16 protein-coding genes are annotated in these 16,959 nt (G+C 63.4%); 9 read left to right on the forward strand and 7 right to left on the reverse strand.

Annotation, left to right across the window (positions count from 1 at the left end; translation table 11 throughout):
• Window positions 1-916 precede the first annotated feature (916 nt).
• The 5 genes from mtaB to AC04SF_RS30725 all read right to left on the reverse strand — a co-directional run bounded on the left by mtaB (window position 917) and on the right by AC04SF_RS30725 (window position 5,178).
• On the reverse strand, window positions 917-2,257 hold the full coding sequence (gene mtaB, locus AC04SF_RS30705; protein WP_488480845.1) for a tRNA (N(6)-L-threonylcarbamoyladenosine(37)-C(2))-methylthiotransferase MtaB: 1,341 nt from the start codon (window positions 2,255-2,257) through the stop codon (window positions 917-919).
• Window positions 2,257-3,141 (reverse strand): diaminopimelate epimerase, encoded by an 885-nt coding sequence (dapF, locus tag AC04SF_RS30710; RefSeq protein ID WP_488480846.1) that lies wholly within the window; start codon window positions 3,139-3,141, stop codon window positions 2,257-2,259. Before dapF ends, mtaB begins: the two co-directional genes overlap by 1 nt.
• A 122-nt stretch (window positions 3,142-3,263) precedes the next feature.
• A complete protein-coding gene (locus AC04SF_RS30715; RefSeq protein ID WP_010912345.1) occupies window positions 3,264-3,425 on the reverse strand; it encodes a DUF1328 family protein in 162 nt (53 codons plus the stop codon).
• A gap of 96 nt (window positions 3,426-3,521) precedes the next feature.
• Window positions 3,522-4,088 (reverse strand): hypothetical protein, encoded by a 567-nt coding sequence (locus AC04SF_RS30720; RefSeq protein ID WP_488480847.1) that lies wholly within the window; start codon window positions 4,086-4,088, stop codon window positions 3,522-3,524.
• 70 nt (window positions 4,089-4,158) lie between these two features.
• Window positions 4,159-5,178 carry an MBL fold metallo-hydrolase gene (locus AC04SF_RS30725; RefSeq protein ID WP_488480848.1) on the reverse strand — a complete coding sequence of 340 codons (1,020 nt, stop codon included), beginning with the start codon at window positions 5,176-5,178 and terminating at the stop codon, window positions 4,159-4,161.
• A 164-nt stretch (window positions 5,179-5,342) separates the two neighbouring features.
• Between AC04SF_RS30725 and AC04SF_RS30730 the strand changes: the two genes are divergently transcribed.
• The 3 genes from AC04SF_RS30730 to zapE all read left to right on the forward strand — a co-directional run bounded on the left by AC04SF_RS30730 (window position 5,343) and on the right by zapE (window position 8,771).
• Window positions 5,343-6,755, forward strand: coding sequence for a hypothetical protein (locus AC04SF_RS30730; protein ID WP_488480849.1), 1,413 nt, complete (start codon window positions 5,343-5,345; stop codon window positions 6,753-6,755).
• 179 nt (window positions 6,756-6,934) lie between these two features.
• Window positions 6,935-7,474 (forward strand): protease inhibitor Inh/omp19 family protein, encoded by a 540-nt coding sequence (locus tag AC04SF_RS30735; RefSeq protein ID WP_488480850.1) that lies wholly within the window; start codon window positions 6,935-6,937, stop codon window positions 7,472-7,474.
• A gap of 79 nt (window positions 7,475-7,553) precedes the next feature.
• On the forward strand, window positions 7,554-8,771 hold the full coding sequence (gene zapE, locus AC04SF_RS30740; RefSeq protein ID WP_488480851.1) for a cell division protein ZapE: 1,218 nt from the start codon (window positions 7,554-7,556) through the stop codon (window positions 8,769-8,771).
• 5 nt (window positions 8,772-8,776) lie between these two features.
• On the opposite strand, the gene AC04SF_RS30745 is transcribed toward zapE, so the two are convergent.
• Together AC04SF_RS30745 and AC04SF_RS30750 are read right to left on the reverse strand one after the other, a co-directional pair.
• Entirely contained in the window at window positions 8,777-9,115 is a 339-nt protein-coding gene (locus AC04SF_RS30745) for a hypothetical protein (protein ID WP_202352226.1), read from the reverse strand.
• A gap of 48 nt (window positions 9,116-9,163) precedes the next feature.
• Window positions 9,164-9,583 (reverse strand): GNAT family N-acetyltransferase, encoded by a 420-nt coding sequence (locus AC04SF_RS30750; protein ID WP_488480852.1) that lies wholly within the window; start codon window positions 9,581-9,583, stop codon window positions 9,164-9,166.
• Between the two features lie 234 nt (window positions 9,584-9,817).
• Here AC04SF_RS30750 and mdh point away from each other — a divergent pair, with 234 nt between their 5' ends.
• From mdh to AC04SF_RS30780, 6 genes are all read left to right on the forward strand, one after another.
• Window positions 9,818-10,786: a malate dehydrogenase gene (gene mdh / locus AC04SF_RS30755; protein ID WP_096451699.1), complete on the forward strand. Its 969-nt coding sequence runs from the start codon at window positions 9,818-9,820 to the stop codon at window positions 10,784-10,786.
• A 47-nt stretch (window positions 10,787-10,833) separates the two neighbouring features.
• Window positions 10,834-12,027: an ADP-forming succinate--CoA ligase subunit beta gene (gene sucC / locus AC04SF_RS30760; protein WP_488480853.1), complete on the forward strand. Its 1,194-nt coding sequence runs from the start codon at window positions 10,834-10,836 to the stop codon at window positions 12,025-12,027.
• A 4-nt stretch (window positions 12,028-12,031) separates the two neighbouring features.
• Window positions 12,032-12,403 carry a cupin domain-containing protein gene (locus AC04SF_RS30765; RefSeq protein WP_488480854.1) on the forward strand — a complete coding sequence of 124 codons (372 nt, stop codon included), beginning with the start codon at window positions 12,032-12,034 and terminating at the stop codon, window positions 12,401-12,403.
• 3 nt (window positions 12,404-12,406) lie between these two features.
• Complete coding sequence (locus tag AC04SF_RS30770) at window positions 12,407-12,904, forward strand: DUF1579 family protein (RefSeq protein WP_488480855.1); 498 nt, start codon at window positions 12,407-12,409, stop codon at window positions 12,902-12,904.
• 12 nt (window positions 12,905-12,916) lie between these two features.
• A complete protein-coding gene (gene sucD / locus AC04SF_RS30775) occupies window positions 12,917-13,819 on the forward strand; it encodes a succinate--CoA ligase subunit alpha (RefSeq protein ID WP_115141880.1) in 903 nt (300 codons plus the stop codon).
• A gap of 142 nt (window positions 13,820-13,961) precedes the next feature.
• Window positions 13,962-16,949, forward strand: coding sequence for a 2-oxoglutarate dehydrogenase E1 component (locus AC04SF_RS30780; protein WP_488480856.1), 2,988 nt, complete (start codon window positions 13,962-13,964; stop codon window positions 16,947-16,949).
• Window positions 16,950-16,959 lie beyond the last annotated feature (10 nt).

Below are 16,959 nucleotides of genomic sequence, written 5' to 3' on the forward strand. Positions count from 1 at the left end.
CGAGGGGGGGGGGGGGGGTCATGGCGCCGACGCCGGCGCCATCACCCCACCCCGACGCTTCGCGTCGACCCTCCCCATCGAGGGGAGGGTGGGGCGTCGGCGCGGCTTCAGCGAGCGGCGCTATTTCTTTGATGTTCGCAAGAGGAGGCGTCGGCGCTTGAGGGGCGGCGCTAACATCCGAAGTTGGCTGTGCGGAAGGTGCAGCCGGTGGTGGCACCTCGACCGGTGCTGGCGTCTCGACCGGAATCTCGGCAGGCGGCGCCGGCACTTCGATCGGCGCCGGTTCGGGCTGCCTTTCCGGACGCGACGGCGCAATTTCCGGCTCGGCTGGCGCCGGAGCAGGGACTTCCTGCGGCTGCGGTTCGGGAGCGGGCCCCGGGGCGGCGGGGGGAAGCGGAATTTCCTCCGGCGCCGGGGGCTCCGGAGGCTGTGGCGCGGGTGCTGGTTCCTCGACCGGCGCCGGCTCAGGCAGCGGTTCCGGTTCAGACGGAACGGCCGGCTCCGGCTCAGTCGGAATGGTTGGAGCGGGCTCGGGTGCTGGCTCTTCGACAGGCGTCGGCGCGCTCTTTACCTCCCCCTCGATGGGGGAGGTCCCAAGCGCAGCTTGGGGGTGACTGGCGCCAGCGTCGGCGCTGTCACCCCTCCCCGCCACTTCGTGGCGTCCCTCCCCATCGAGGGGAGGGTGAGGGGCTGGTTCTGGCTCGGTCGGCGCTATCGGCGCAAGTTCTGCCTCGGGCAGGGGCCCGTCGCGCTTCAAGAACTCCGGAACGACCTGTTCGGCCGCCGGCTTCAGCGCATCGAGCTGGTCCCATTTGATGGGTGGCAGCGGGGCGGTCTCGTCGACGCGCTCCTCGACAACCTCTTTCTTGCCGAACGAAAATATCTTCTTGAAAAAACCAGCCATGCTTTGCGTTTCTCAGGCGGCGCGTGCGGCAAGCGGGGCTGCGTTCAGCCTGATACCATCGTGGCCAGTAATTGTCGCTTCGACGATCTCGCCAGGCGCGCCGGTGCCGAGCGCGGCAAGCGTAAATCCTTCGGTGCGGCCAAGGCCGTCGCGCTCGATCAGGATCGATTGCCGGGTGCCGGTCAGCGAGGATAGATGGCGCCGGTACGCGGCTTCGCCGGCGGCGCGCAGCCGGGCGGCGCGCTGCTTGACCAGTTCGCGGCGGACCTGCGGCATGCGCGCGGCAGGCGTGCCTTCGCGCGGTGAAAACGGGAAGACGTGGAGATGGGTCAGGCCACATTCCTCGACGATCTTTATCGAGTTCTCGAACATGGCGTCGGTCTCGGTCGGGAAGCCGGCGATGATGTCGGCGCCGAAGACGATTGCGGGCCGCAATTTGCGCACGTCCTCGCAGAAGCGGATCGACTGGTCGCGCAGATGCCTTCGCTTCATCCGCTTCAGGATCATGTCGTCGCCCGACTGCAGCGACAGATGCAGATGCGGCATCAGCCTGGGTTCGGTGGCGATGGCATCGAGCAAGTCGTCGTCGGCCTCGATGGAATCGATCGAGGATAGCCGCAGGCGCTTCACATCGGGCACCTGTTTCAGGATGGTCTTGACCAATTTGCCGAGCTTGGGCGCGCCCGGCAGGTCGGCGCCAAAAGACGTCATGTCGACGCCGGTCAGCACGATCTCGGCATAGCCGTTGCCGGCCAGCCGCTTGACCTGCTCGACCACAGCGCCCATCGGCACCGAGCGAGAATTGCCGCGGCCATAGGGAATGATGCAGAAGGTACAGCGGTGGTCGCAGCCATTCTGCACCTGAACGAAGGCGCGGGCGCGGCCCTCGATGGCGTCGACCATATGGCCGGCGGTCTCGCGTACCGAGAAAATGTCGTTGACGCGGGCCTTCTCGGTGTCGTTGACGCCGAAATCCGGCAGCGCGCGATAGGAGTGTGCCTTCAGCTTCTCTTCATTGCCAAGCACGAGATCGACCTCGTCCATGGCGGCGAATTTTTCCGGCTCGGTCTGCGCGGCGCAGCCGGTGACGATGATGCGCGCCCCAGGGTTGTCGCGGCGCGCCTTGCGGATCGCCTGTTTGGCCTGGCGCACCGCCTCGCCGGTGACGGCGCAGGTGTTGAAGATCACGGCGCCGCCTTGCAGCGCGCCGAGCCCGGCACTTTCGGCCTCGCGCCGCATCACTTCGGATTCATAGGTGTTCAGCCGGCAGCCAAAGGTCACCACGTCAATGCGGCTGGGGGCCTCGGAAAGGGAGCCGTCGAAATCCGGGCTCTTGGAAAGAGCAACCGACATCAGGCCGCGCTTTCGGTGTCGCGGGCCCAGGTACCGGTCGAAGGATCGAAACTGCCGGAAAATTCCCATTCGGCCGCACCGGTCAGGATGACGTGGTCGTCGTCGCGCCATTCGACATGCAGCGTGCCGCCGCCGGGGGTCAGCAGGCTGACGCTGCGGCCGGTGCGCCTGGTGCGGGCCGCGGCCACCACCGATGCGCAGGCCGCGGAGCCGCAGGCCTTGGTCAAGCCGGCGCCGCGCTCCCAGGTGCGGATGATCATGCTTTCGGGCGACGTCACCTGGGCGATGGTGATGTTGGCGCGTTCAGGGAAGATCGGGTGGTTTTCGAGCAGCGGGCCGAAGCGTTCGAGCTCATAGGACCAGACGTCACGGTCGACCCAGAAGATGGCATGCGGATTGCCCATCGAGACGGCGGAGGGCGAATGCAGCACCGGCGCGTCAATCGGGCCGATCTGCAGTTCGATCATGCGGGTGTCGCGGAATTCTTCGGCCAGCGGAATCTCCTGCCAGCCGAAATGCGGGATACCCATGTCGACCGAGATCGTGCCGTCGGCATGTTCGCGGGCGTTGAGGATGCCGGCGCGGGTCTCGAAGGTGAAAGTCTTCTGGCCGGTTTCGGCGGCGAGTGCCTGGACGACGCAGCGCATACCGTTGCCGCAGGCCTGCGCACTGGTGCCGTCGGAATTCAGGATGTCGACATAATAGGCAGTGCCCGGTGTCTTCGCATCATGGATCGCCATGATCTGGTCGAAGCGGGTCGCGGCATCTGCGTTCAGCACAAGTGCGGCGGCCGCCGTCACCTGATCGGCACGGCCGCGCATATCGGCGACGATGATCTCGTTGCCGATGCCGTTCATCTTGGCGAAAGGGGCAGTGCTTGCCATTGCTCCGCGAAATTCCGTGTCCGTTTGGCGCTATATGGCGGAAACGGGCGGGAATTACCAGTGCGCAGGCGTGTTCAGTCACGGCGAAGGTGCCGGACTTGGTCACGGCGGAGACGCCGGACTTAGGTCACGGCAAAGATGCCCAGCACCACCAGCAGGAAGATGACGAGAACGATGCCGATAAGGATGCGCGCGCCGGTGGCCGCGGCTCCGGCCAGCGCCGGCATGCCGAGCAGGCTCGCCGCGGCGGCGACGATGAGCAGGATGATGATCCATTTGATCATGGGAATGCCTCGCAAGCCGACAGATTTGAACCGCATGAAGAACGCTTCTGTCGTGCCTGGGTTCCCGCGGTTTGCGAGGCAATGTCAGTGGTAAACCTAGCCGGCGATCTCGATGTCGGTGCTGAACGGCGCCGTCTTGGTCGAATTCTGGTCATGCATGAGGAAGTTGCACTTATATTTCCCCGCCGGCAGGCCATCGAGGGACAGGTCGAGCTTGAAGAAGAGTTCGCGGTTGTGCGAGCGGGAAGCGACCTGAACGCTGCCGATCTTCTCGAAAGTGCCCAGGGCTTCGCCCGTGTCGGAAAGCACGGTGAGGTCGACGGAAAGCGCGATCTGGCTGTTGCCGAGGCCGTCCGAGCCATAGCCATAGCCGACCGGTTCCATGTAGAGCACGACCTTCTCGCCGGGTTTGTAGATGTGATTGGCACGCTCGCTGTAGATGCCGAAGCCGCCGGCCGAATCGACCTGTTTGACGTTCTGCACGGCGAGCGGCATCGCTTGCCACAACGCCTCCTCGGCGCCGCGGAATTTCTCCAGCGCGCCGGGTCCGTCACCTGCTTGCAGCGCCTTTTCAGCCTCGGCGGCGCGATCGGCGATGTCACCCGCGAAAGCCGCCGGCGCCGAAATTGCCAGTGCCATCAGTGCTGCAAGGATCGATTTCATCTGAGGTCCCCTTTTTTGCTGGCCGGACCATCGGCGAAAATGACCGTGCCGTAAATGGCCAATGCGGACTTCAGCCGTGCTCGACCTCCGGTACCTTCCAGACCTCACCGGGCAGCAAGGCGCGAAAACGTTCCGGCGGCAGGCCCTCTGCCTCGAGCGCCTCGGTCAGTTTGCGGGACGGCTCGTCCATCGGTTCGTCGGTGAGCTGAAACGTGCCCCAGTGGCAGCCGGCGGCGAAGGCGGCCTTGCACAGGACCATGCCTTGCACCGCTTCCCCCGGGTTCTGGTGCTGCGGCGCCATGAACCAGCGCGGCTCGTAGGCGCCGATCGGCAGGATGGCGAAGCGGAAGCCGCCATGTTTGTCGGCCATCAGCCGGTAGTTGATGCCGTCATGGAAGCCGGTATCGCCGGCGAAATAGATTTTGCCGCTCGGCGTCTCGATGACGAAGCCGGCCCACAGCGCCATGCGGCGGTCGCGGGCACCGCGCGCCGACCAGTGATGCGTCGGCTCGATGTGGATGGCCGTGCGGTCAGCGATGTCGACCCTATCGCCCCAATCATGCGCCGCCAGCTGCATGTCTGGAACCGCCTCGCCGATCAGCACATCGTTGCCGAGCGGCGTCACCACCAGCGGATCGTGCTTTTCCTTCAGCCGCTTCAGCGTGGCAAGGTCGAGATGGTCATAGTGGTTGTGGCTGACCAGAACGAGGTCGATCGGCGGCAGATCGTCGAAGGCGATGCCTGGCGGATTGACGCGTTTTGGCCCGGCGAAGGAAAACGGCGAGGTGCGCTGCGACCAGACCGGATCGGTGAGGATGTTCAAACCCGCCGTCTGGATCAGCAGGGTGGAGTGACCGACCATGGTCACGGTCAGATCGGAACCGTCTGCCCGCGCGGCTGGCCTTGCCTGCGCAAAGGGGCTCGGACTGATCGCCGGCCATTTCGCGCGCTGGCCGTTGAACTGCCATTTCAGCAGATCGGTAAAGCGGCCGGGCATCCGGCCGCCGGGATTGAAGAACAGAGTGCCATCGAAATGGTCGCTGGACGGACCGCTGTAATAGCGGTTGGCGGCTTTCTTTCTGGCGGCCAAGGTCTGCGCTCCAGCGGTTTCGGCTCCTTGACATAGGTTCTGTGCCGGTTGGCGCAAGCATTGCCTTGCGGAATTCCAAGGTCGCGGCGCCTGGGGCAACAGGCTGCGCGCTGTGACGGCCACAACTTTCGGTGTACCATCGGCAGGCGGAATGAGGGTTCACCATGCGGCGGCTGGCAATTCTTGTGATCATCGCAATCGCGTCGATGTCGTCGATGGCTGCGGCGCAGACACGGCAAGACAAGCCCGGCGCCTGCAGCCACGCACCAGCCATCATGGCGGCGGCCGATTTTCTGCTGGCCGAACCGGCGCAGTTCCCGAATTTCTGGCGCGATCGGTACGGGGACGACGCCGCGTATCTGAAGATACGCTATGGCGATCTCAGCCATGCCGAGGGCTCGGCGCTTCTGGCTGACTTGGAAAAACGTAGCCATCCGCCGCAGCGCATTGCCGAACTGAGGCTCGCTTATGCCAAAACAGCGGACCGGGCGGCGATGATTGCCGGCATGCAGCCGCAGCCCAATGCGAAGTCGATTTTGCCTCAGCTTGGGTTACCTGCCTTGCGCGTGCTGGTCATCGAGGATGGCGGCGATTGGCTGCTGGGCGAACTGGGTCACTTGCAGACGTTGGATCTTTACCATGCGTTAGACGCCGCCAAAGCAATTGCGGGCGCGCTGTCCGTTCTCGATGACGAGGCAAAGTCTCAGTTCGCCCAAAGGGCCGAAAATGCAGGCGTTTGGCCGCTGGCTCTCGAGATGCGGGCGGTCAAGGACGACCTCTCCGACTACGTCGCGTACCTCGACAAGCTTCCACCCCACAAAGGCAATCGCACGGGGTTTATCCGCAATGCTCTTTACTCAGCCGATCTTCGACCTTCGTTCGATATCTCCAAACAGCCAGCCGAAGTGCAGGCGCTCGACCGTCAAAACGGCATGGGGCCGGCTATCCGACAGATCGGGCGGCTGATCGACTATGCTCCTCAGGCCGCGATCTTGCTGCCTCTCGTCAACCAGACCGGCGACCTGCGCCTCGGCACCACGGTGGCAGCTGCGCTTAACGCGCAGATTGCTGGAAAGCAGCTCGACCCGGTCAACGATCCCGATGCTGTTACGACAGCCATGCTCGACGGGATCGATCATGTTCTTGGTCACCGCGACCGGGAGGATAACCTGCGTCACGCCCTAATCTTTGAAATGGGCGAAACGGCAGAGTCGTTCATCGACAGGGCGTTGGCCCGGTCGACGTTGGCCTCCTTCATGCAAGGCAATGTGGCCAAACCGCCACCTCGCCCGAAACTGCTCACAGCGGCCTTACCTTGGGAACAGTGGGTCGGATTGGCCGGCAGACTGAAGGCCGGCGAAGCCATCGCGCCAGAGGATCGCATCGTTGCGGCCGATCTCTTGATCGCAGCCGACCGTCCTGCGGATGCGTTGGCCTTGCTGAAAACGACCGGCGATTGGAAGACGGCAGTGCGGCGCTCTCATGAGCTGGCGCTTAGGCTGGACCGCCGATGCGCCGACCTGCTGCGGCCCCCAATGCCGATTTCGCAGCCGCTCTACCGGTTCGAGCCGCGTTAGGGGCGCCTTCGATGACCGACGAGCGCGCCTTTGGCAGGATGATTGCGATAAATTTGCAACAATTCTTGCCGCAAACCCTATTTTAACCATATCGGGTTGAAATTTCGCCACCTTCTCCATCTTGGTGGAGGTGAGATTGCGCGGACGGCATCCCCCAGCCGGATCCGACGGAGGTTGGAATGAATTTTTCGAAAAGCGGCCTTGTGGCCGTATCGCTGGCTGCGCTCGTTGCGAGTGGCTGCTCGACCACACGCTTCTCGTCGATGGACGACCAGCAGCCCGCGCCACTGCCTGCGGCTCCGGCCGGCCAGGTGAGTTCCAACCAGCTGCCGCCGCCGGCCTCGCCTGGCACCACCGACCCGTCGCAATTCCCGACCGCACCGGCAAACACACAGGTTGCGTCCTTGCCGCCTGACGGCGCGGCGCCCGCCGGCGCCTCGGATCTCAACGCGGCAAGCGTGGCCGGCGTCTGGAACGCCAGTGTTTCCGGCCAGAGCTGCAAGATCGCGACGCCGCAGACGAAGTTCGGCGCCGGCTTCCGCGCCGGGCCGCTGCATTGCCCGGCGCCGATCGACGGCATCAAGTCCTGGAACGTCGCCGGCAAGCAGCTGACGCTCTACGATGAGAATGGCGGCTCGCTGGCGCGGCTCTATTCCTCGGGCGGCTCGAAATTCGACGGCCAGACTTCCAACGGCCAGCCGATCTCGCTTACAAGATAGGCCCGACCTCCCCAGTGCATGTCGCACAAACGGCCCCGGTTTCGGGACCGCGACACGCATAGAACAAACGACGTGACCTATGCATCTGCGTGACGGCCTCCAGACCCATGCGACCGTCAGGCAGCGCTACGACCATCTGGTGGAAACCGGCGCGGTCGAACGCGACTTGGCGCAGGAACGCATTGCCGCTGCGCTCGACCGGCTGACCGATGAAATCTCGGCCAAGCGGCTGGCGCACAAATCCAGTGCGCTGGGCTGGCTGTTTGCCCGTAAGCGCGAGACGCGGGACATCGTCAGGGGTCTCTACATCCATGGCGGTGTCGGCCGCGGCAAGACCATGCTGATGGACATGTTCTTCGAGCTGCTGCCGGTCCGTCGCAAGCGCCGCGTGCATTTCAACGACTTCATGGCCGACGTGCAGGACCGTATCCAGAAGCACCGGCAGGCGCGCAAGAATGGCGACGTCAAAGAGGACGATCCGATCCCGCCGGTGGCCAAGGCGCTGGCCGAACAGGCCTGGGTGCTGTGCTTCGACGAATTTTCGGTCACCGACATTGCCGACGCGATGATCCTGTCCAGGCTGTTTTCGGCGCTGTTTGCCAATGGCGTCGTACTGGTCGCCACCTCGAACGTGGCGCCGGAAAATCTTTACCGCGACGGGCTCAATCGCCAGCTGTTCCTGCCGTTCATCGGCATCCTGGAACGGCATGCGCAGGTGCTGTCGCTCGACAGCGACAAGGATTACCGGCTGGAAAAGCTCGACCGCACGCCGGTCTATGTCACGCCGGTCGATGAAGCGGCCGACCGGGCGCTCGACGAGGCCTGGCGGACGATGACGCGCGGCGCGCCGACAGAAGCGACGTCGCTGACGCTGAAGGGACGGCAAATTGTGGTGCCGGCCGCCGCCGGCAACGCGGCCCGGTTTTCCTTCGCCGATCTCTGCGAAAAACCGCTCGGCGCGCGCGATTTCCTGGCCATCGCCGGGCGTTTCTCGACGGTCTTCATCGATCACGTGCCGGTGCTGGGCGAAGGCAAGCGCAACGAAGCCAAACGCTTCATCCTGCTGATCGACACGCTCTACGACCATCATGTGCGCCTGGTGGTGAGCGCCGAGGCCGCGCCTCAAGAGCTCTATGTGGCCAAGCGCGGCGTCGAAGTGTTCGAGTTCGAACGCACGGCCTCCCGCCTGATCGAGATGCAGAGCCGCGACTGGCTGGAGGACTGGGTGGAACGGCGGAAAGCGAAGACGAACAAACCGGAAGGCCGGCACGGCGAGCCTCCCGTCGCCACGGCTTGAACCCTTCAGGCGGTTGGCAAACTGCCGGCAACAACTGTGTAGTGATCGACGAATTCGGATTTCTCCAGGAGATAGCGATCATCTTCAGGGTAGTAGCGGGCCAGTTCCGGTGCGTCGCCGGCAAAACCTCGCACGGCATCCATTGATGTCCACCAGCTCAAGGTCACGATCTCCGTCGTGTCGTCGCCACGATCACGCATAAGCATCTGGAAGCCGCGATTGCCTGTCGTGGCCGCATAATCGAGCCCCCCTGTCCTCCCGACATAGGCGGCATAGGCAGCGCGATCCCGTGTACGGATGACGGACGACCAGCGGCGCAGAATGAGAGGTTCTGTTTCGGCCATGGCTAACCTCCTTGTTGTCGTGGCCGCACAGCGACCCATCTGCATGATCTAAAGCCTGTAAACGTACATCACGAACGGCTCGGCCACCGAATCGCGCGACTCATAAAGCGCGCGGGCCGGGACGTTGTCGGGCTCGGTGCCGACCCAGGCCTCTTCGCAGCCATGCTCCCTGCCGATCGCGAACATCGCGTCGAGCATCTTTCGCGCAATGCCCTGGCGCTGGAATGCGGGCGTTACGCCGACCTCGTCGATGTAGATTTCGCTGAGCTTGTCGGGATGGCGGTGGATCACCGCCGCGCATTGTCCGACAACCACGCTGTCAGCTAAGGCCACGATCATGAAATGGCCTGGTTGCCTGAGATAGGCTGCCAATCGATCTGGCCTGACCGGCTCGTCGAACACATCCTCGGCAACCGGCATCACAAGGGCGTCATCACCCGCTTCAAGCCTTCTGATTGACACGGTCATTGTGTAAATTCTCCCAAGTCGGCTTACAAACTTTGACGTTTACGTAAATCCCAAACCATCTAACCGATTGAAAATGCTCACTCCAAAATAATCGTTTGAATTTATCTTGCACCGGGGCTATGGGTGCGGCGAAATCTCACGGGTTTCCGCAGCATTCCGGCCTCTTCCTCGATGCCGTCATCAAGTCACTAAAGACTTGGGGCACCGTAACAGACAAAGGGAAAATATCCTCACATGGCACGCAACAAGATAGCGCTTATCGGCTCGGGCATGATCGGCGGCACGCTGGCCCACATGATCGGCCTCAAGGACCTCGGCGACGTGGTTCTGTTCGATATCGCCGAGGGTATTCCGCAAGGCAAGGGGCTCGATATTGCGCAATCGTCGCCGGTCGATGGTTTCGACTCCCGGCTAACCGGCGTCAACGACTATGCCGGCATCGAGGGCGCCGATGTCTGCATCGTTACCGCCGGCGTGCCGCGCAAGCCGGGCATGAGCCGCGACGACCTGCTCGGCATCAATCTCAAGGTCATGGAGCAGGTCGGCGCCGGTCTGAAGAAGTACGCGCCCAAGGCCTTCGTCATCTGCATCACCAACCCGCTCGATGCCATGGTGTGGGCGCTGCAGAAGTTTTCCGGCCTGCCCAAGACCCATGTCGTAGGCATGGCCGGCGTGCTCGACAGCGCACGCTTCCGCTACTTCCTGGCCGAGGAATTCAAGGTCTCGGTCGAGGACGTCACCGCATTCGTGCTCGGCGGCCACGGCGATTCCATGGTGCCGATGATCCGCTATTCCACGGTGTCGGGCATTCCGCTGCCCGACCTCGTCAAGATGGGCTGGACCTCGAAGGAGAAGCTCGACCAGATCGTGCAGCGCACCCGCGACGGCGGCGCCGAGATCGTCGGCCTGCTCAAGACCGGCTCGGCCTACTACGCGCCGGCCGCCTCGGCGATCCAGATGGCCGAAGCCTATCTCAAGGACAAGAAGCGCGTCCTGCCTTGTGCCGCGCACCTCTCCGGCCAGTATGGCGTCAAGGGCACTTATGTCGGCGTTCCCGTGGTGATCGGCGCCGGCGGTGTCGAGCGCATCATCGAGATCGACCTCAACAAGACCGAACAGAAGATGTTCGAAAGCTCGGTGGCGACGGTGCAGGGCTTGACCGAGGCCTGCGTCAAGATCGCACCACAGCTCGCCTCGAAGTAAACCCCGCCAAAAGACAACCCCGGCAAAAGACCTGGAGATAGTTCCCAATGAACATCCATGAATATCAGGGCAAGGCGCTGCTGAAGAGCTTTGGCGCGCCGGTGGCCGAAGGCGTGCCGGTGTTCAAGGCGGGCGAGGCGGAAGCCGCAGCCAAGGCGCTGCCCGGCCCGCTCTATGTGGTGAAGAGCCAGATCCATGCCGGCGGCCGCGGCAAGGGCAAGTTCAAGGAGCTCGGCCCCGACGCTAAGGGTGGCGTGCGGCTGGCGAAGTCGGTCGCCGACGTCGTCGCCAACGCCAACGAGATGCTCGGTCACACGCTGGTGACCAAGCAGACCGGCCCGGCCGGCAAGCAGGTCAACCGGCTCTATATCGAAGACGGCGCCGACATCGAGCGAGAGCTCTATCTGTCGATCCTGGTCGACCGTTCGGTCGGCCGCATCGCCTTCGTTGTCTCGACGGAAGGCGGCATGGATATCGAGGCGGTGGCGCATGATACGCCGGAGAAGATCATCACCGTTGCCATCGACCCGGAAAAGGGCGTCACAGCAGCCGATCTGAAGGCGCTCAACGGCGCTCTCAAGCTCGACGGCGACGCGGCCAAGGATGGCGATACGCTGTTTCCGATCCTCTACAAGGCCTTTGTCGAGAAGGATATGAGCCTGCTCGAGGTCAATCCGCTGATCGTCATGAAGAACGGCCGGCTGCGCGTGCTCGACGCCAAGGTGTCGTTCGACAACAATGCGCTGTTTCGCCACCCCGACGTGCTCGGACTGCGCGACACCACCGAAGAGGACGAGAAGGAGATCGAGGCGTCGAAATACGACCTCGCCTATGTCGCGCTCGACGGCAATATCGGCTGCATGGTCAACGGCGCCGGCCTCGCCATGGCGACGATGGACATCATCAAGCTCTATGGTGCCGAGCCCGCCAACTTCCTCGATGTCGGCGGCGGCGCGTCGAAGGAAAAAGTGACGGCGGCGTTCAAGATCATCACCAAGGATCCGGCGGTCAAAGGCATACTGATCAACATCTTCGGCGGCATCATGAAGTGCGACATCATTGCCGAGGGCGTCATCGCCGCGGTCAAGGAAGTCGGCCTGAAGGTGCCGCTGGTGGTGCGCCTGGAAGGCACCAATGCCGAGCTCGGCAAGAAGATCATCAACGACAGCGGCCTCAACGTCGTCTCGGCCGATGATCTCGACGACGCAGCCAAGAAGATCGTGGCGGCGGTGAAGGGCTGAGCGGATGCCTCCGCGCAAGATAAACCTCGTCGAGGCGGCGGATCAAAAGATCCGCAAGGTCTTCGATCCGCATATTGCCGGCGACGTCAATGACAGCCAGGCCAAGGTCGCCAAGTTTGGCGCGACCTTCGACTGGCACGCGCATGACAATGAGGACGAGGCCTTCCTCGTGCTGCGGGGCAGGATCGCCATCGATTTCCGCGACGGTCCGGTCGAACTCGGCGAGGGCGACTTCATCGTCGTGCCGCGCGGTGTCGAGCACCGGCCGCGTTCGCTGACCGCCGAGCCGGTGGTGCTGATGTTCGAGCCGGCGACGACGCTCAACACCGGCAACGCCAAGAGCGATCTGACCGTCACCGACCTGAAGCGGCTCTGACCGATGAACGCTGCCTCCTTCTCCTCACTTTCCGCCGATCACCAGCGCCTGCAGGCGCTGGTCGGCGCGTGGCGCGGCGAGGAAGAAGTGGCGGACACACAATGGGCTGATGGCGGCCAAGCGACCTCGGAGGTGCTGGCAGAGGCACAGTTCGGCGGCCTGTTCGTGGTGCAGCGCTATCGCCAGCGCCGCGACGGCACGATTTCCTTCGGTGCGCACAATGTGTTCGGCTTCGACCAGCCGAACAGCGTCGTCACCATGCATCAGTTCGATTCGATGGGCTTCGTGCCGGCCTCGCCGGCCACGGGAACGTGGAACGGCAACGAGCTCAATCTGGAACGGTCGTCGCCGCGCGGCGCGGCACGCGTGACGTATATTTTCGACGACGCCGACACCTACCGCATGCGACTGCATTTCAAACCCGCCGGCAGCGATGGCTGGCAAGACATGGTGAGCGGCGTCTACCGGCGCGTCTCGCCTTCCTCGATCAACAGTCTTTAGAAAAGGGCTCCGATGTCCATTCTCGTCGACAAGAACACCAAGGTGCTGGTGCAGGGCCTGACCGGCAAGACCGGCACGTTCCACACCGAACAGGCGCTGGCCTATCACGGCACCAAGATGGTGGGCGGCATCCATCCCAAGAAGGGCGGCGAAACCTGGACCGGGTCGAAGGGCGAGAGCCTGCCAATCTTCGCCACGGTTGCCGAAGGCAAGGAAAAGACCGGCGCCAATGCTTCGGTCGTCTACGTGCCGCCGGCGGGTGCCGCCGAAGCGATCCTGGAAGCGATCGAAGCGGAGATCCCGCTGATCATCTGCATCACCGAGGGCATTCCGGTGATGGACATGGTCAAGGTCAAGGCGCGGCTCGACCGCTCGACCTCGCGGCTGATCGGCCCGAACTGCCCGGGCGTGCTCACCCCCGACGAATGCAAGATCGGCATCATGCCCGGAAACATCTTCCGCAAGGGCTCGGTCGGCGTTGTTTCGCGCTCGGGAACACTTACCTATGAGGCCGTGTTCCAGACCACCAATGTCGGCCTCGGCCAGACCACCGCCGTCGGCATTGGCGGCGACCCCGTAAAAGGCACCGAGTTCATCGACGTGCTCGAAATGTTCCTCGCCGATGACGAGACCAAGTCGATCATCATGATCGGCGAGATCGGCGGTTCGGCCGAGGAAGACGCCGCGCAGTTCCTCAAGGACGAAGCCAAGCGTGGCCGCAAGAAGCCGATGGCCGGCTTTATCGCCGGGCGCACGGCGCCGGCCGGCCGCACGATGGGCCATGCCGGCGCGGTCATCTCCGGCGGCAAAGGCGGCGCCGAGGACAAGATCGCGGCGATGGAATCGGCTGGGATAAAAGTTTCGCCCTCGCCGGCTCGTCTCGGCACGACGCTGGTCGAGGCGATCAAGGGTTAAGGCAGTAGTGAGTAGGCAGTAGTCATTAGTAAAAAAGGATGGACGGGCGAGTAGCAGCTGAGCGGGAGTTTTATCTTTCTACTCACTACTGCCTACTCACTATCCCCTAAATGGAGACGGAGCGCGGCTCCGCGGACAAAAAATGGCAAGACAAGATCAGGCCAACGACCAATTTTCGCTCACCTCATTCCTCTATGGCGGCAACGCCGATTACATCGACGCGCTCTATGCCGCCTATGAGGATGACCCGGAATCGGTCAATCCGGAGTGGCAGGAGTTCTTCGCCGGGCTGAAGGACGATGCCGGCGATGTGCGCAGGAATGCCAAGGGCGCTTCCTGGGCAAAACCTTCCTGGCCGCTGCAGGCCAATGGCGAACTGGTGTCGGCGCTCGACGGCAATTGGGGCATCGTCGAGAAGCATCTGGAGAAGAAGGTCAAGGACAAGGCGGTCACCAACGGCGTTGTCTTGTCGGACGCCGACGTGCACCAGGCGACACGCGATTCCGTGCGCGCCATCATGATGATCCGCGCCTACCGCATGCGTGGCCATCTGCACGCCAATCTCGACCCGCTCGGCATCGCCAAGCCGCTCGAGGACTACAATGAATTGTCGCCGGAGAATTACGGCTTCACTGCAGCCGATTACGACCGGCCGATCTTCCTCGACAACGTGCTCGGCCTCGAATTCGGCACCATCCGGCAGATGCTGGAGATACTCACCCGCACCTATTGCTCGACGCTGGGCGTCGAGTTCATGCACATCTCCGATCCCGAGGAGAAGGCCTGGATCCAGGCGCGCATCGAGGGAGCCGACAAGGAGATCTCCTTCACCAACACCGGCAAGAAGGCGATCCTGCAGAAGCTGGTCGAGGCGGAGGGCTTCGAGCAGTTCATCGACGTCAAGTACAAGGGCACCAAGCGCTTCGGCCTCGACGGCGGCGAGGCGCTGATCCCGGCGCTGGAGCAGATCGTCAAGCGCGGCGGCCAGCTCGGCATGAAGGAGATCGTGCTCGGCATGGCGCATCGCGGCCGGTTGAACGTGCTCAGCCAGGTGATGGCGAAGCCGCACCGCGCCATCTTCCACGAATTCAAGGGCGGCTCGGCAGCCCCCGACGAGGTCGAAGGCTCGGGCGACGTGAAGTACCATCTCGGCGCCTCGTCAGACCGCGAGTTCGACGGCAACAAGGTGCATCTGTCGCTGACCGCCAACCCCTCGCACCTGGAAATCGTCGATCCGGTGGTGATGGGCAAGGCACGCGCCAAGCAGGACTATCTGTTCGGCCGCGGCCGCGAGGAGATCGTGCCGCTGGAGGAGCGGGCCAAGGTGCTGCCGCTGCTCCTGCATGGCGACGCCGCCTTCGCCGGCCAGGGCGTGATCGCCGAAATCCTCGGCCTGTCGGGCCTGCGCGGCCACCGCGTCGCCGGCACGCTGCATTTCATCATCAACAACCAGATTGGCTTCACCACCAATCCGCGCTTCTCGCGCTCGTCGCCCTATCCGTCCGACGTCGCCAAGATGATCGAGGCGCCGATCTTCCACGTCAATGGCGACGACCCGGAAGCCGTGGTGCATGCCACCAAGGTGGCGATCGAATTCCGCATGAAGTTCCACAAGCCGGTGGTCGTGGACATGTTCTGCTATCGCCGCTTCGGCCACAATGAGGGCGACGAACCGGCCTTCACCCAGCCGATCATGTACCGCAACATCCGCACCCACAAGACGACGGTGCAGATCTATGGCGACCGGCTGATCGCAGAGGGCCACATCACCCAGGCCGAGCTCGACCAGATGAAGGCCGACTGGCGCGCGCATCTGGAGCAGGAATGGGAAGTCGGCCAGGCCTACAAGCCCAACAAGGCCGACTGGCTGGATGGCGCCTGGTCGGGCCTGCGCACGGCCGACAACCAGGACGAACAGAGGCGCGGCAAAACCGCCGTGCCGGTCAAGACGCTGAAGGAAATCGGCAAGAAGCTGACCGAGGTGCCGAAGGGTTTCGAGGCGCACAAGACCATCATCCGCTTCCTCGAAAACCGCCGCGAGGCGATCGAGTCCGGCGAAGGCATCGACTGGTCGACGGCCGAGGCGTTGGCCTTCGGCGCCATCCTGCTTGACGGCAACCCGATCCGCCTGTCGGGTCAGGATTCCGAGCGCGGTACCTTCTCGCAGCGCCATTCCGTGCTCTACGACCAGCGCGACGAAACCCGCTATATCCCGCTCAACAATCTGTCGGCGGCACAGGCTGGCTACGAAGTCATCAACTCGATGCTGTCGGAAGAGGCGGTGCTGGGCTTCGAATATGGCTACAGCCTCGCCGAGCCGAAGGCGCTGACCTTGTGGGAAGCGCAGTTCGGCGACTTCGCCAACGGCGCCCAGGTGGTGTTCGACCAGTTCATCTCGTCGGGCGAGCGCAAGTGGCTCAGAATGTCGGGCCTCGTCTGTCTTCTGCCGCATGGCTATGAAGGCCAGGGTCCGGAACATTCCTCGGCAAGGCTCGAGCGCTTCCTGCAGCTTTGCGCCGAAGACAATATGCAAGTGGCAAACTGCACCACGCCGGCCAACTACTTCCACATCTTGCGGCGGCAACTGAAGCGCGACTTCCGCAAGCCGCTGATCCTGATGACGCCGAAGTCGCTGCTGCGCCACAAGCGGGCGGTGTCGACACTGCCGGAAATCTCGGGCGAAAGCTCGTTCCACCGGCTGTTGTGGGACGACGCCCAGCTGTTGCCCAACCAGGCGATCAAGCTCACCAAGGACAGCAAGATCCGCCGCGTCGTGCTGTGCTCGGGCAAGGTCTATTACGACCTCTATGAAGAGCGCGAGAAGCGCGGCATTAACGACATCTATCTGCTGCGCGTCGAACAGCTCTATCCATTCCCGGCCAAGGCGCTGATCACCGAACTTTCACGTTTCCGCAACGCCGAGATGGTGTGGTGCCAGGAGGAGCCCAAGAACATGGGCGCCTGGTCGTTCATCGACCCGTATCTGGAATGGGTGCTGGCGCATATCGACGCCAAGCATCAGCGGGTGCGCTACACCGGCCGCCCGGCGGCCGCGTCGCCGGCGACCGGCTTGATGTCCAAGCACCTTGCCCAGCTCGCCGCCTTGCTCGAAGACGCGCTTGGCGAATAAAGCAGAATTG

This window comes from Mesorhizobium sp. CNPSo 4671 (assembly GCF_057784245.1).

Coding starts and splice junctions, on each gene's coding strand:
- AC04SF_RS30750 (WP_488480852.1), bottom strand. CDS start 9,583: ATGACCGTGTCAATCAGAAGGCTTGAAGCGGGTGATGACGCCCTTGTG.
- AC04SF_RS30780 (WP_488480856.1), top strand. CDS start 13,962: ATGGCAAGACAAGATCAGGCCAACGACCAATTTTCGCTCACCTCATTC.
- mdh (WP_096451699.1), top strand. CDS start 9,818: ATGGCACGCAACAAGATAGCGCTTATCGGCTCGGGCATGATCGGCGGC.
- AC04SF_RS30730 (WP_488480849.1), top strand. CDS start 5,343: ATGCGGCGGCTGGCAATTCTTGTGATCATCGCAATCGCGTCGATGTCG.
- AC04SF_RS30745 (WP_202352226.1), bottom strand. CDS start 9,115: ATGGCCGAAACAGAACCTCTCATTCTGCGCCGCTGGTCGTCCGTCATC.
- AC04SF_RS30715 (WP_010912345.1), bottom strand. CDS start 3,425: ATGATCAAATGGATCATCATCCTGCTCATCGTCGCCGCCGCGGCGAGC.
- AC04SF_RS30765 (WP_488480854.1), top strand. CDS start 12,032: ATGCCTCCGCGCAAGATAAACCTCGTCGAGGCGGCGGATCAAAAGATC.
- AC04SF_RS30735 (WP_488480850.1), top strand. CDS start 6,935: ATGAATTTTTCGAAAAGCGGCCTTGTGGCCGTATCGCTGGCTGCGCTC.
- sucD (WP_115141880.1), top strand. CDS start 12,917: ATGTCCATTCTCGTCGACAAGAACACCAAGGTGCTGGTGCAGGGCCTG.
- AC04SF_RS30720 (WP_488480847.1), bottom strand. CDS start 4,088: ATGAAATCGATCCTTGCAGCACTGATGGCACTGGCAATTTCGGCGCCG.
- sucC (WP_488480853.1), top strand. CDS start 10,834: ATGAACATCCATGAATATCAGGGCAAGGCGCTGCTGAAGAGCTTTGGC.
- zapE (WP_488480851.1), top strand. CDS start 7,554: ATGCATCTGCGTGACGGCCTCCAGACCCATGCGACCGTCAGGCAGCGC.
- mtaB (WP_488480845.1), bottom strand. CDS start 2,257: ATGTCGGTTGCTCTTTCCAAGAGCCCGGATTTCGACGGCTCCCTTTCC.
- dapF (WP_488480846.1), bottom strand. CDS start 3,141: ATGGCAAGCACTGCCCCTTTCGCCAAGATGAACGGCATCGGCAACGAG.
- AC04SF_RS30770 (WP_488480855.1), top strand. CDS start 12,407: ATGAACGCTGCCTCCTTCTCCTCACTTTCCGCCGATCACCAGCGCCTG.